General features: G+C 39.1%; 9 protein-coding genes and 1 other annotated feature. Of the genes, 2 read left to right on the forward strand and 7 right to left on the reverse strand.

Translation table 11 applies throughout. The features are described 5' to 3' along the window. Position 1: 1 nt before the first annotated feature. The gene (locus I588_RS10120; protein WP_010755123.1) at positions 2 to 3,055 is read right to left on the reverse strand and encodes a hypothetical protein; all 3,054 of its coding nucleotides are present in this window, start codon (positions 3,053 to 3,055) and stop codon (positions 2 to 4) included. 477 nt (positions 3,056 to 3,532) lie between these two features. Between I588_RS10120 and I588_RS10125 the strand changes: the two genes are divergently transcribed. Beyond that, positions 3,533 to 5,035 (forward strand): sensor histidine kinase, encoded by a 1,503-nt coding sequence (locus tag I588_RS10125; RefSeq protein ID WP_010755122.1) that lies wholly within the window; start codon positions 3,533 to 3,535, stop codon positions 5,033 to 5,035. Positions 5,036 to 5,050: 15 nt separating this feature from the next. Here the strand turns inward: I588_RS10125 and I588_RS10130 are convergent, their stop codons facing one another. The 3 genes from I588_RS10130 to I588_RS10140 form a co-directional block, all read right to left on the reverse strand. Continuing rightward, entirely contained in the window at positions 5,051 to 5,869 is an 819-nt protein-coding gene (locus tag I588_RS10130) for a MetQ/NlpA family ABC transporter substrate-binding protein (RefSeq protein ID WP_034692460.1), read from the reverse strand. A 60-nt stretch (positions 5,870 to 5,929) separates the two neighbouring features. After that, positions 5,930 to 6,180 (reverse strand) — a binding site (T-box leader). Further along, positions 6,181 to 7,113: a cysteine synthase A gene (cysK, locus tag I588_RS10135; RefSeq protein ID WP_010755120.1), complete on the reverse strand. Its 933-nt coding sequence runs from the start codon at positions 7,111 to 7,113 to the stop codon at positions 6,181 to 6,183. 126 nt (positions 7,114 to 7,239) lie between these two features. Continuing rightward, positions 7,240 to 7,932, reverse strand: coding sequence for a helix-turn-helix domain-containing protein (locus I588_RS10140; RefSeq protein ID WP_010755119.1), 693 nt, complete (start codon positions 7,930 to 7,932; stop codon positions 7,240 to 7,242). Positions 7,933 to 8,598: 666 nt separating this feature from the next. On the opposite strand from I588_RS10140, the gene I588_RS10145 reads away from it, so the two are divergent. Next, positions 8,599 to 10,056, forward strand: a complete 1,458-nt coding sequence (locus tag I588_RS10145) for a helix-turn-helix domain-containing protein (RefSeq protein ID WP_010755118.1) — start codon at positions 8,599 to 8,601, stop codon at positions 10,054 to 10,056. Between the two features lie 33 nt (positions 10,057 to 10,089). Here I588_RS10145 and I588_RS10150 read toward each other — a convergent pair whose 3' ends face one another. From I588_RS10150 to I588_RS10160, 3 genes are read right to left on the reverse strand one after another with little or no spacing between them, the layout of a single operon-like run. Then, positions 10,090 to 11,526, reverse strand: coding sequence for a family 1 glycosylhydrolase (locus I588_RS10150; RefSeq protein WP_010755117.1), 1,437 nt, complete (start codon positions 11,524 to 11,526; stop codon positions 10,090 to 10,092). A gap of 10 nt (positions 11,527 to 11,536) precedes the next feature. Further along, positions 11,537 to 13,399 (reverse strand): beta-glucoside-specific PTS transporter subunit IIABC, encoded by a 1,863-nt coding sequence (locus tag I588_RS10155; protein ID WP_010755116.1) that lies wholly within the window; start codon positions 13,397 to 13,399, stop codon positions 11,537 to 11,539. Beyond that, positions 13,396 to 14,241, reverse strand: a complete 846-nt coding sequence (locus I588_RS10160) for a PRD domain-containing protein (RefSeq protein ID WP_010755115.1) — start codon at positions 14,239 to 14,241, stop codon at positions 13,396 to 13,398. Before I588_RS10160 ends, I588_RS10155 begins: the two co-directional genes overlap by 4 nt. Between the last annotated feature and the right edge of the window lie 45 nt (positions 14,242 to 14,286).

The following is a 14,286-nucleotide window of genomic DNA, read 5'->3' on the forward strand; positions in this document are numbered from 1 at the left end:
ATTAGGCACCTGCCTTTCTGCGACGGTATTCGATCATCCCCGCAGTAAGCAGTACTAAGAAAATAATTCCGCTTGCTAACAGCAGCTGCTGATGCAAGCCTTCGCCACCGGTTTGCGGCAAGGGAGCTTTGTCTCGCTTGTTTTCTACCTTAATGGCAAATGACTGTCCGGTATTAAATTGAGGAACAAATTGATTCGTCTCTGTCCCATCCTGATTAGTATAGGTAACCGCATAACCAGTATCCTCTACTTCTTTTAGCTGATAGGTTTCACCTTCAATTAATACGCTCGTCCAATCGTTGATCTTAGTAGTAGGATCATTTAGATCGGTATAAAAGTCGATTTCAACCTCTGTATTTTTACTGCTGACTGAAGCTTTTCCATGGGCAACGATTTGATTGCTGCTGTTCAGCAGCTGGAATTTAAAGTCTTCGCCTTCAAAAATGCCATCTCCTATTACTTTTTTCGAAGCACTGAAATGAAAGGTATCTTTATTTTCCGTATTAATCGTAATCGTTGGAGAATTGTTGTAGGTGACAACAAATTCATTCTTGGCTGCTCCTGTCCCACCGGTGTAGGATGGTGCGTAATTATGGGTGCCCGTTTCCGTTAGCCGATAAGATTTATTTTCGTCTAACTCGGTTGTCCAATCCGTGATTCTATTCGCTGGATCATGGTCACTGGTAGTAAAAAACTCAATCGGATGATCCGTTCCTTTAACACCAACAGCCACTTTTCCGTAAGCAACTACAGTGTCATCTGCTAGATCCTTCAATTCAAAGGTGAAGGTCTTGGGGGTTGCTAAATTCCCTGACCCTGCAATTTTTTTGTTCGCTGCAAAGTTGAAGGTATCTTTGTTTTCCACCAAGAAGGTGATTTTGCCGCCTTCTTCGTAATTGGCGGTATAGGTATTCCCCAAAATCGGATTTCCCTGATCATCCGTGCCATTGTAGTAATTGACTTCATAGCCTTGGTTATCAACCTCCACTAGCTGATAGGTCACACCGTCCTCTAAAATGATATACTCGGTTCCCGAAATCTCCATTTTTTTCCAATTTGTAATTTCTGTTGTATAAGCATCATCTAAATAGAAGGTAATTTTTTTCTCGGTATTTTTATTATCGACAGTCGTTTTTCCGTAGGCGACAGGCGTTCCTGGATCTGTTCGCGTATCTCGTAATTCAAACTTAAATTCCTTGCTGCTGCTCAAATTACCCGTGCCGACGATTTTTTTGTTCCCTTCGATTTGAATGGGCTCTCGATTGATAATCGCAAAACGCCAGCGCTGTTCCACACCATCTAGATACCTGAAACGATTGGATTCCGTGCCTGCTAAGGTATCTTGTATGTGAACCTCATAGCCATCGGCATCCACCTCTTCAATGTAATACCATTGGCCGTCTACTAGAAAATTCCCCCAATAATTTGGATCTGCCTTGTTTTTATTCTCAACCGGAATCGTATAGCCAGAATCACGGAAGAATTCAATCTCTACTTCGGTTCCTTTATGCGTAACAACCGTTTTGGTTCGCCCGTAGGCATAAATATTTCCTCGTTTGTCCACTACATTGAACTTAAACTGTTTACTTTCCGCTAGCTCTTTGCCATCTTCACCAGAGACCTTTTTGTTGGCTAGCAAGAAGTTGGCATCCAAATTCTGATTGATGTCCTGGAACCCGGATTCACCTACAGTTGATTCCTTCTCGCCATTTCCATAGACAAAATCAATGCCATTTTTGTAAGTACCTGAACCGTACTTAGTGGTATCGACATCAACATAGAATCCGATATTATAGGCCATAATCGCACCACCTGAGGGGCTTTTACTTCCTTTGCCGTAAATATCCTTCAGTTGTTCTTTCTGATCATCTGTTAAACTAGTATCTTCCTTAATTGCTTTAAGAATACCAACCTGTTCTGGTCCGCTGCCTAAATCAAACTCCTTACGCAAATCTTCATAATAGTGCGTTGTACCTGGCATCGTACCAAAAGCAATCAAGACAGATTCTGTTTCATCTGCATGCTTGTAAACCCCGTAGGCCCGCTGTCCACCATTATCATCTGGATAGCTTTGAACATACGCTGCAAAATCGTCATAGCTTTGCCCAGCTGCCGGCTGCAACCTTACAAAGGATTGAGGGTTACCAGGGTTTTTCCCACTATTTAACTCAATAATTACATCTGAAAAGTTCAATGGTGAGCCATTGTAGCCACCAATCTGCCGATCTCCCATCTGAGCTACTGGATCGCCAGGGTCCTTATCAGAGGTAATAATATACGTAGGTACAGTCACATACAGGGAATCTTCTCGGAAGCTCGTCCCTGGTGTTAAGTGATCTACCACCATCCCGTTCGCCTTATCTATAATTTTAGTTGCCCCTTGATCTTTCGTGTACTCATCAAAGGCTCTTCCATACTCAGAGTAATTCACCCGCATTGACCAAGCGATGGCATTTTCTCCATTTAACTGTTGTCCATTTTTAAATAGGTACTTGCTCTCATTTGGAAAGGGACGATTAGTTTCTGGATAATCTGTAGGATCGGGTGCTGGTTTAATAGTGATGTCTGGGACTGAGCCATCCCCGCCGGAATCAATTGGTCCATATTTTTCGGTAGTCTTAATTGACTTTGCAGTTAAATCTAATATTCCATTCGTCAGTCCACTGGATTCGATCGCCAAATCGCAAAGAGTGAAAATCACTTTATCTCCCACAATTCGAAACGTTACCAGCGGGTCTTCTGAGTTAACCGGCAATGTCCCGCTCTGCTTATGATAAGAAAAGTATTCCCCAGACGGAATGGTAATCTCAAAGGTATCTCCCACCTTTGCACCTTCTGGAAGTGGATTTAAGTCAAATTCGATATGAACATTGATACTTTCCCCAATTTCCATTGTAGTGCCGGAACCATATTGTCGGGTCACGTCATACCCCGTAATATTCACTGGCCAATTATCCGCCAAGGCTTTCTCTGGATTTAGATTTAAAATACCTAAGAGATATGTGCTGAGTAGTAGAAAAACCATCAGGAAGGCTTTGTATTTGCGTTGCTTCACATCCTCATCTTCCTTTCTTTAAACTAGAGATTTTTCAATTAGCATAAGCATTTGAACAGCAAGAAATCACACGTTTTCCTCTGCTAACTCCAACACTAATTCCAATCTCAAAAATATTATAAAATAGCAAATAAATGGTTTTTACGAATAATCACGAATAGCCAAATGCAGGATTAAGTGTTGTTTTTATCGAAAAAAAGAGACGCTTATGCAACATAAGCGTCAACTTAAAATTAGGTTCCCCCTTATTCTTTTTTACTTTTTGATTCACTAAAAATTCATTTTTTTATTAAAGAAAATCATTTAGAACATTATAAAAGATCAAAAGATCCAAAATTTTCCCCTTGTCATTTTTATAAAACAATTATGTTTTTCATGTAACCGGGATACCCATATGCTAAAAAATGTTATATAATAATCTAGTGAGTAAAAATCATTTTTTACCCTATTACATTATATTTTTTATAGAGGACTCTTATGATCTATTTTTATAGTGAACATCTAACTCAAAATGAAATGCTTCTTACCTATGTACTACAGACTACGCCTGTTCTGATTGTCTACTTAGGTATGTTGACTTATTGCTTTCCAAATAAGTTCAAGAATCGAATAATTGTTTTTATTGTACTTGCAAGTATAATATTTGGCGGTATATTTAACCTAGTAATTCAAAAATTTTTCCAAGACGTATTAGTAATTCACAATCTATTGATTATTCAGTATCTATTTGCGATGATTCTGATCTTCTATTTTGTCTTTCACCGGGGTGAACGGCTCTTTCTGATTGATCTGTTGACTATGACTATTTTAATCGCCTTAGCAGCAAGTCTTTTTGAATATTTAAGAATGTTCATCTTGAATTGCAGACCTACCCCTTTCAATTCGATCTTTGTGGTTAACTGGTATTTCGTGCTGACACTGGGCCTGCTTCCTGCAGTCAAAAAGCTATTGTCTTTATCCAAACAGCGGACTCGATTTGCACCCACTAAGACTCTCGCTGGGTTATGGATATTTTTGATTGCGTTATCATTATTTTATATCTTTGTACAAGTCTCTTCAGTTAGTGATTCTTCTAAATATTCTGACTATACATCAGTGGTCTATTTATCGACTAGTTTTATCGGAACCTCCTTTGTTAAGTGGCTTGCTCCGTCAGCCTACTTTATAATTGAACCGGTCTATCATGTCTTTTCAGTCAGCACAGTTGTTATGGTTTTTACTACTCTCGTCATTGGGGCATTTGCCTTCTTGCTTCTGCTCAACAAACGTGCGAAGGAACGGTTAGCTCAGGAAAAGCGGACAAAATATGAATTAACACAATACATTAATACATTAGAAACGGTTACAAGCAACATTCGAAAGAATCATCATGATTTCAGCAATATCCTTTTTTCATTGGGCGGGTACATTTATCAAACCCCGATTAACGAAAAAGAATTAATCGCTTATTTTGAATCCGTTACTCAAACCTTTGAAGAAGACTACCATTATTTTATTGAAATATCGAAATTGAAAAATTTGGCAATTCCTGAATTAAAGACCTTAATTTTTACGAAATTTATGGCAGCGACAAAACGTAATATTGCTTTTGAAATTGAAATCGAGAATCAAATTACTGATTTGTCGATTGATCATTTAGAGCTGTCGCGGATCTTCGGTATTTTGCTTGATAACGCCATGGAGGCTGCTGCTGAAAGTGAACAGCCTTATGTTCGTTTGGCAATTTTTGAGGATCGAAAGGACTATGTAGTTATATTGGTAAATTCAACGAAGCAAAAAAATGTGGTCTCCTTCATTCATCAAAAAAACTTTACGACTAAAGGAGAAGGTCATGGTTTAGGCTTAGCCATCGTAAAATCAATTGTACAAAACTACGCGGACACCTTAACACTTAAGACCTCACAAAAAGAGTATGAATTTTGCCAAACCCTGCTGTTCAAAAAAGAACAAGCACTGCTGACAAAAAGCCAAGCCCGGTAAAGGCTTGGCTTTTTATTATTGATCGACAGGCTTCACTGAGCCGCCCCATTTATTCAAAATCCATGCTTGAACCTCATCCTCATGCAGCACATCAATCAGCTTTTGCACCCGCGGATCCTCTGCATCCTCTGAACGAACAGCCAGAATATTGCCATAAGGAGAGTTATCATTTTCCAGCAGCAACGCATCCTTCACCGGATTCAATCCGATGCCATAAGCAAAGTTCGCGTTGATTGCTACTAGATCGCCTTCCTCATTATTGTAGGTAGTTGCCAGTAAGGCTGGATCGATGGAATGATCAAAGGTCAACTTCTTAGGATTTTGATCAATATCCTCAAAGCTGGCAGTCTCCAAATCAACACCATCCTTAATCGTAATTAAGTCTGCCTCTTGCAGGATGGTCAAAATGCGCCCCCAGTCGGAAACTGAATTGGAAGTAATTATTGTAGCCCCATCCGCTAGATCCTGAATGTTTTTCAACTTCTTGGAGTAAAAACCCATGGGTTCAACATGCACCGCTCCAACATCAGCAAAATCATAATCGTTTTCTTCTACTGCCTTTTTAAAGAAGGGCTTATGCTGAAAATAATTGACATCCACCTCTCCGTCAGCTAAAGCTTTGTTAGGCAAAATATAGTCATCAAAGTTGGTCAGCTCCAACGTCACTCCCTGTTCTTCCAGCAACGGCTTCACATGCTCTAAAATTTCGCCATGAGGAGTCGGCAAGGTTCCCACGACTAACGTTTCATTTTCCTTTGCACTGCCGCCTTTTCCGCAACCAGTTAACCCGATCGTAACAACAACCGCAAGAACTACCCAAACCAATTTTTTCATCTTCTCTTCCTCCAATTTTTTCAAATAAAAAACAGCCCTCGCCCCAAATGTATCTACTACATTTAGGACGAAAGCTGCTGCATTCGTGTTACCACCTAAGTTCATTATCGCTTTTACACAATAACCTCTACCGGAACTTGTCAGTGACGCATTCCGTGATGCTGTAACGGGCACTCCCGTGACAAATTTGATTACTCTCATCTGCCCTTGCTCAAAGACCATTTTCCATTTAACTGCCGTTTCCCCTTCACAGCATACCGGGGTTCTCTGGATATGTTGGTTAAATGTACTTTTCTTTTCACTGCATTTTTTTATTCAGTTGGAAAATCATAAAGTACCGTTGACAGGTAGCGTTCGCCATTATCTGGCACCACAACCAATACTTTCTTTCCCTTGCCTAAGCGTTTTGCAACTTCAATTGCCCCTTTAATGGCTGCACCACTGGAAATTCCCACCAAAATAGCTTCCTGTTGAGCCACCGAACGAGCTGTTTGAATCGCATCCTCACTGGAGACTTGTAAAACCTCTTGATAAATTTCAGTATCTAAAATACTCGGAATGAAACCAGCAGAAATCCCTTGAATCTTATGAGGACTTGGCTGCCCACCCGATAAAACCGGTGATTCTGCCGACTCGACTGCAAAGATTTCGATCTCAGGGTAAGCTTCTTTGACTGCAGCTCCGGCACCAGTAACCGTTCCTCCCGTTCCAACACCGGCAACAAAAGCATCTAAGCCTTCACTTCCAAAAGCAGCGACAATTTCTTTCCCGGTAGTTTGCTTATGAACAGCTGGATTGGCTGCATTATCAAACTGCATAGGCAAGAACCAGCCATGCTCCTCAGCTAGTGCTTTCGCCTTGGCAATAGCTCCCTTCATCCCGTCTGCCCCTGGTGTCAAAACTAATTTTGCCCCATAGGCTTGAATCAGTTTTCGCCGTTCAATGGAGAAGGTATCCGGCAGCACAATCACCACCTGATAGCCTTTAGCAGCACCAGCAAAGGCCAGGCCTACACCGGTATTGCCTGAGGTAGGTTCGACAATCGTTCCTCCCGGCTTCAGCAATCCGTCTTTTTCGGCCTGCTCAATCATCGCTACGGCAATCCGATCCTTCACTGAACCTGCTGGATTATAAAATTCCAGCTTCGCATAAACCTCTGCTGCATCTTCTGGCACCACATGATTCAATTTCACAATCGGTGTTTCACCAGTCAATTCTAAAATATTATTGACTATTTTGCCCATGCTATCCCTCATTTCTTCCATCGTTCTTTATTAGATATTGAAGTCATTGTATCATGGGCAAATTCAACAGGATAATAGCTTTTATTGATAGCCGGTTATCGATTTTTTCTATACAAACGCAAAAGATCAGAAAAGATAGTCACCTTTTTTTAGCAATTTAATAAATTCTTTGTCATACGAATAGCCCCTCCCCCAAAAAGTATGAATGGATCGTTGGATACCTAATTGTTGATTTTTTTTACTAATCCCCTGAACTATTGCGGATAGAGCTGATAAACGAGATTGAGTAACCTGCTTATCCTCCCAAATATAATGACACAAATCCTCCCTAGATACCGTTTGTCCCTCTGCAAGGGATAATCTTTCTAATAATTTACGTTCGCGCTTGGTTAAGTGAATGTTCTGCTGCTGTGCTTTTTCTTTTATTCTCAAAACATCAATACTCGAATGTTCCAGAGGACTACTGCTAATCCGTTCTCTAATATCTTCAATCGTTGCACCATTATTTAACCAGTTTTGCTGCCCCTTATTAATATATTTCAGCTCTAGTTCTTCACAGGGGAATTGATCGAACTTTCTCACAACGTCTATATTCGCTTTTTTTAAGATAGCCGCTATTCTGTCTGCTTTTGCTTCGGCGATCGTTTCACTCAAAATGGCTATCTGAAAATAATTCAGCATATAAGCAGGCACTCGATCATCTTCTATTTCCTTAATAAAAGTTGCCGAAGTAAATACTTCTAAATTTAAAATCTGTAATTTCTTTTGAAATGATTCATCCACCAGGATATTTTCAGTTAACAATAGGATCCGTTTCACTTTTTGATCTTCCTTTGCTTAATTTTTTATGTGAACGTGCTTGAACTCTAGCAAATTCTAGCCGATTATTTTTACACAAATTTTGTGTTATCTGCCTCCACTGGCTAAACACCCATTTTTTCTGCTCTTTCCTGTTGTAAGGCTGTCTTTCGTTTTTCATTCTGCTTATCGCTCATCAGCGATTCTCTTCTTGATCCACAATTCTCATCTATTAATAGTCATCCTAATTAACTCTATAAAGATAATCGTTTTAATTAGCTTTCCTATTATTGTTTAAAATCTTGTCCTTGTATATTAGAAGCTAAAAAATACAGAAAATTAGTTATAAACCTAATAAGCTTTTCGCAAACAAAAGATTTAACTAAGTATTTTGACCAGTTTGTATTTTTTTACGATTATATCAATTTGTCGACATCATTCAAACTTAACTTTTTCTCAAGTTAAAACAAATTATCCTTTAATTTTTATGTTATATAATATCCTGGCTATCTTGTTAAGAGTAACAACATATAGCGATAACCGCTGTTATCTTTCGAGCTCCAAATCACTTTTTTTTTCAAATTCCGACTTTTTTTTGACTAGAATTTGAAAATAATAATTATCATCCTTGTGCTATTTTAATTAAGTGATCCTATCAAACAGATAACCACACAGAGGAGGTTTAGAATGGAATCCATCTTGCTAAGTGAAGATGCGAAGAAAAAAATTAGAATAGTGAATCTGTTAAATAATCTGGATTCTGGAATTTATACGACTCATTACATAGCAAGCGTATCGCCTTTTTCTAAACAAACAGCTCTTTATTTGCTCGACAGTATTTCAGATGATTTAGCAGAACTTTTCGGCTATCATTTATTTGGTTCTAATCGAAGAATTACCGGCGGCGGTACCATTGACACTAACCGCTACCACCAATTCCTAATTTACAAGTCTGTTCCTTATCAATTTATCTTATTTATTTTATTGAATCCTCGTAAAACGTTAGATGATTTTTGTACACAGCTGTTTATGAGTACTTCTTCTGTTCGCAGATTATTAAAGCCCTTTTTAACGTTCTTGGAAACCTTTGACATAAAGATCAATTTAGCTTCAATGAAAATTGAAGGGAATGAATACGAAATTCGTTTAGCCTTTAATGCCCTGCTTTGGATTGGTTCATCTGGTAAAGATATCCTTGAACACGACCATTTTAGGCAAAAGCACATAGAGGTACTCAAAAAAATCGGCTTTTGGGATAGTCCGTTTATCAACAATAATGAGCTGCTGACGTTGTTGACTATCGCTCAATTAAGGATGGAAAATAATTGTCCCGTTGACAGCTTTCCGGTAATGAATAACCATTTGCCTAAACAAGAGACGAAAATTTTAACCGAGTACCTTCGTCAATTTTTACCAGATGCTTCACAGCTGCCTACAGAATTAAACTTTCTGGTCTATTGTCTCTACTACAAATTTTTAGCTTTTGATGCTCAGGATATGCGAATTCATTATTTGGAGGAATTTATCCGAATGGAAAAAGAGCGAAGCGACGATAAATTTTGGTTATTGTTTGATGAATTAATCCATTTGGTCAAAGCTAAAACTCAGATGAATACCAATGAGTTTCTTACCGTTTCATCAAACCTTTCAGCAATTTTGTTAGGCTTTTATTTCAATCATCGACCGCTGCCTGATAAAAATGAAATTGCCCGACACGAGACCGTTTTCCCTCATATTTATCAAGCATCGTTTCCTTTCATTCAAGCCTTCACTAAGAAAGTTGCTCGCCGTAAGGGACTTGGCTGGATAACGAATGTCTCCGATGAATTAGCGGCCTGCCTTTCTTATGTTGTGAAACCTTACTTATATGAAAAGAAGAAGGTCATTGTCGCAATTACTCCGCTGCCCAATTTTATTCTCATGCGGACATTAGCTGAATTTCTTGCTTCTTTTTCTTTTGTGGAGGTTGTTTACAGGGACAAAAATGATCCTGCAGTTGATTTATTCATTAGTACGTTTCAATCATTTATTCCTGAAACCAGCAGCAGTACTTTCCTAGTTGATATCAGAGGCGTTCCTGATGGTATGAAAGAACAGCTGTTTAAAAAACTTTATGCCATCTATCAAAAGAAAAATAGACAGTAAAAAGAGTGGAAGCCTTTCAGCTTCCACTCTTTTTTATTGAGCAGATAAGTTACCTGCATTCTCCGCAATTGTTTGTTTATACCAATCAAAGGAATCCTTTCGGGATCGATTCAAGCTTCCCCTTCCCTCATCATCTAAATCTACATGAATAAAGCCATAGCGTTTACTCATTTGACCAGTAGTTGCGCTAACTAGGTCAATCGGTCCCCACATTAAGTAACCAAAACAATCCACTTGATCAATTTCAACTGCTTTTTTCACTTCCAAAATATGATCCTTCAAGTATGCGATCCGGTACTCATCATGAATATGGCCATCTTCGCCGATTTCATCTACTGCACCAAGACCATTTTCGGTAATAATAATCGGCAAGCCGTATTTACGATACGTATAATTCAGCAGATAACGAATACCTACTGGATCAATCGTCCAACCCCATTTACTAGTTTTCAAAAAGGGATTTTGCAATCCTCCAAATAAAGCACTGGCTCCCGTTTCCGCCCCCTCGTACTCAGCGACGGAAGAGGCATAGTAATTCATTCCAATGAAGTCCAGTTTGCCGTTTTTAAAGGCCTGCTGATCGGCTTCATTAACCGTTAAATCAATCCCAATCGCTTGATATTCCCGAATTTTATACTTAGGAAATTCACCATTGCACATCGCATCAATTTGATAAAAATCACGATCCATTTGTTGGAAAGCCTTTAATACATTCTCTGGATTGCAGTCTACTGGATACACTGGTTCAATACCAAAGACACAACCAATCTTGTTTTCTGGATTAATCTTGTGACCCAACTCAACCGCCATACAGCTAGCTACTGTCATATTGTAGCCGATAGTTGCTAAGGTTTGCTTCTTGTCTTCAATTTCTGAATACTTTAAACCAGCAATAATGTAAGTAAAAATGTCACTAGCCTCAGTTTGAGGATCAATATGATTCATTTCATTGAAGGTTACCCAATACTTTACTTTGTTGTTTAACGATTGGAACATGGTCTCACAAAATTTCAAATAAAAATCTACTACTTTACGGTTGGTCCAAGAACCATACTTGGTCACTAAATGGATCGGCATCTCAAAATGATACAAGGTGACAATTGGCTCAATTTTTTGTTTTAACAGCTCATCCACAACATCATGGTAGAACTCTAATCCAGCTTGATTTGGTTCTTCCTCATCTCCCTTAGGAAAAATCCGCGACCAATCGATTGAAATACGCAACGCCTTGAAACCCATCTCGGCAAACAGTGCAATATCCTCTTTGTAGCGATGATAAAAATCAATTCCTTGATGCGAGGGATAACGACTCTCCGCCTGAAATTCACGATGAATTTCCCGTGGCTGCCCATAAGCTCCCACTGTCACTAAATCCATAATTCCAGTTCCTTTGTTACCTTCTTTTACCGCACCTTCGCATTGATGAGCAGCAATACTACCGCCCCATAAGAAGTCCTTGTTCATTTCCATTTACTAGCCTCTATTCAAATATAATATTCATTGCCAAATCACTGTCGCAAACTGCTTTATTCGCTTCGGGAATGACGTCCAAGTAATCATTAGTATTGGTTACAACAACAATTGTAGTTGGATCATAGCCAGCCTGTTTGATTCTGTCAAAATCAACTGTCCCCAATTTTTGTCCCGCCATTACTTTGTCGCCAGCAGCTACGGCAATTTCAAAACCATCACCATCTAATTCTACCGTGTCAATTCCAATGTGAATCAAAATCTCTTCGTTGTTCTCGCCCTTAATTCCGATTGCGTGTTTGGTTGGGAATACGACAGTTACTTCCCCATTGACTGGTGAATAGATTTCATTGGCTTCAGGAATAATTCCGACCCCTTTACCTAGTGCCCCAGTAGAGAAAGCTTTGTCTTCTAGCTCTGATAATTGAACCAATTGCCCCTTAACCACACTCTTTAAAGGAATCGAACGTAAATTAATTTTAGTATCCTCAGCAACAACCTGTTTTGGTTCAACTGTAGATTCAACTGCGCCATCTTCAGCCGGTACTCCCAGCATATATGAAGCAACCGCTGCTCCTAAGAAACTAATCGCTACCGATGCCACCATAAACCACAGGTTGGCAAAATCGCCTTCTCCGATATAAGATGGTAAACCAAACAATCCCCAGGCAACGGAATAAGCTTTTACACCAGTAATCCCTGCAAATAATCCACCAAGTCCCCCACCAATCATTACTGCTACGAAAGGACGGCGATACTTAACAAATACACCATAAATGGCAGGCTCGGTAATTCCTAAAATCGCCGATAATGTCACTGTACCAAATAATTGCTTTTGCTTATTGTTCTTAGTCCGCAAAAAGTATCCCAGCATCGCACCGCCCACAGCAATATCAGAAATCGTGCATGAAGTAATAAAAGCTGGATCATAACCATTAGAAGCAATTAACGAAGCAACGACTGGCATAATAAAGTTTCCAGCACCAAGCATAATCAAGAATGGCTGTAAAGCAGAGTAAAGCATCATAACAAACCAACTGCCAACAGTATTCAACAACCAATTGAATACACCAATAATTCCTTCACCTAAATAAAAACCCATTGGACCGAATACCAGCAATGTTGCTGGCAGCATAACAATCATGACCAGCAAGGGTGTCAAAAACAGCTGCAAGGAATTTGGCACAATTTTCTTCACATATTTAGTCACGTAGCCCATCACCCAAACAGCTAGCAAAATTGGTACAAAGCTGTTAGAGTAAGTAATTTCTGGCAGTGAGATGCCAAACATTGTCAATCCAGAAACACCATTAATTGAATCCGACAGAATTGTTACCGCCAAAGCCACTGCTAAATACGGGTTAGCACCCAAACGTTTGGCACAACTCATTGCCATAAAGATTGGCAAGAAGTAGAAAACAGCACTGCGTAAAGTATCAAAAATAATATAGGTTGAACTTTCTGGCGAAATAATTCCAGTTAATGAAACAATCGAAAGTACAGCTGCTAACAATCCAGCACAGATAATCGGTTCTAAGATTGGCGTCATTGATTCAGAAACTACGTCCAAGGCGGCCTTCACAAAGTTTTTCTTTTCCTTCGGCGCATCTACCTGTGCTTCAGGATTCAAGCCGATCATACTGACTAATTCTTTATACACCTCATTGACGTGAGTCCCTACAATAATTTGGTAAGCGACCTTATTACTGACAACATCAATTACCCCATCCATTTCTTTCAAAGCTTCCGTTTGCGCCTTGGAACGATCCTTTAAAGTAAATCTTAGGCGAGTCATACAATGTACCACTGCCTGAATATTTTCTTTGCCGCCAACTAAATCAATAATGTTTTGATTGAATTCTTGGTATTTCATGTTTGTTCGTCCTTTCTTTCTGTCACGCGATTAATATGGATCATCAAATAGGTATATTCATCCTTGGTTAAATACTGATTGAATCTACCCTTCACATAAATATCAATTTTTTCAGTTGCTTTAAAAGCTTCAGGATAGAGCAGCTTCACTTGGTCATATAGCCCGGCACTATCTTGACTGTAAACCTCCTGCTTGCGCAGCCGCTCAATGAAATACTGCAAATGGGTCACTAACCGCATATAATTCATGGAAGTTTCGTCTAACGAAATGTTGAAATGATACTTAATAATATTCAAAATATCTCGTAGAATTTCCATGCTCTCCAGTGTTTCATCCAGTAACGACTGACTCTCCTGAATATTGACAAAGTGTAAGGCGATAGAAACAGCTTCTTCATCGGGAAATTCGATGTTGAAGGTCTTACGCATCAATTTCACTGCATACAAACCGATATCATAGAACTTAGGATAAAACTTCTGAACCTCCCAAGTTAACGGACTGCGAATAAATTGATCCTTTTCTCCCCGTTTTATCGCAAAAGTAAGATGATCAAGCAGTGCTAGATACAAATAATCATTGGCTTCCTGCTTCGTCACAAATTCACCGTAGGCAACGATGTCATTCAATAAATGAATCATTTCCTCATCTGAATTTGTCAGCAAATAGCTGAAATGTTCTAAACGATCCTTTGAATCCAGCACATAAGTCTTTTCAATTTCAGAATCACTAATCCGTTGGCCAACGTTCTTTTTAAAAGAGATTCCTGGTGAATAAACGATGGATTCATGCCCACCCTTATCAACTATTGCAATATTGTTATTCAAAATTTTGACTACTTTCATCATTTACTCCTTTCCAGAAAAAAAACTCAGATTACATACTAAACA

Source organism: Enterococcus pallens ATCC BAA-351 (assembly GCF_000407485.1).
Classification (GTDB): domain Bacteria; phylum Bacillota; class Bacilli; order Lactobacillales; family Enterococcaceae; genus Enterococcus_A; species Enterococcus_A pallens.

Coding starts and splice junctions, on each gene's coding strand:
- cysK (WP_010755120.1), bottom strand. CDS start 7,113: ATGGGCAAAATAGTCAATAATATTTTAGAATTGACTGGTGAAACACCG.
- I588_RS10150 (WP_010755117.1), bottom strand. CDS start 11,526: ATGGAAATGAACAAGGACTTCTTATGGGGCGGTAGTATTGCTGCTCAT.
- I588_RS10155 (WP_010755116.1), bottom strand. CDS start 13,399: ATGAAATACCAAGAATTCAATCAAAACATTATTGATTTAGTTGGCGGC.
- I588_RS10145 (WP_010755118.1), top strand. CDS start 8,599: ATGGAATCCATCTTGCTAAGTGAAGATGCGAAGAAAAAAATTAGAATA.
- I588_RS10160 (WP_010755115.1), bottom strand. CDS start 14,241: ATGAAAGTAGTCAAAATTTTGAATAACAATATTGCAATAGTTGATAAG.
- I588_RS10125 (WP_010755122.1), top strand. CDS start 3,533: ATGATCTATTTTTATAGTGAACATCTAACTCAAAATGAAATGCTTCTT.
- I588_RS10130 (WP_034692460.1), bottom strand. CDS start 5,869: ATGAAAAAATTGGTTTGGGTAGTTCTTGCGGTTGTTGTTACGATCGGG.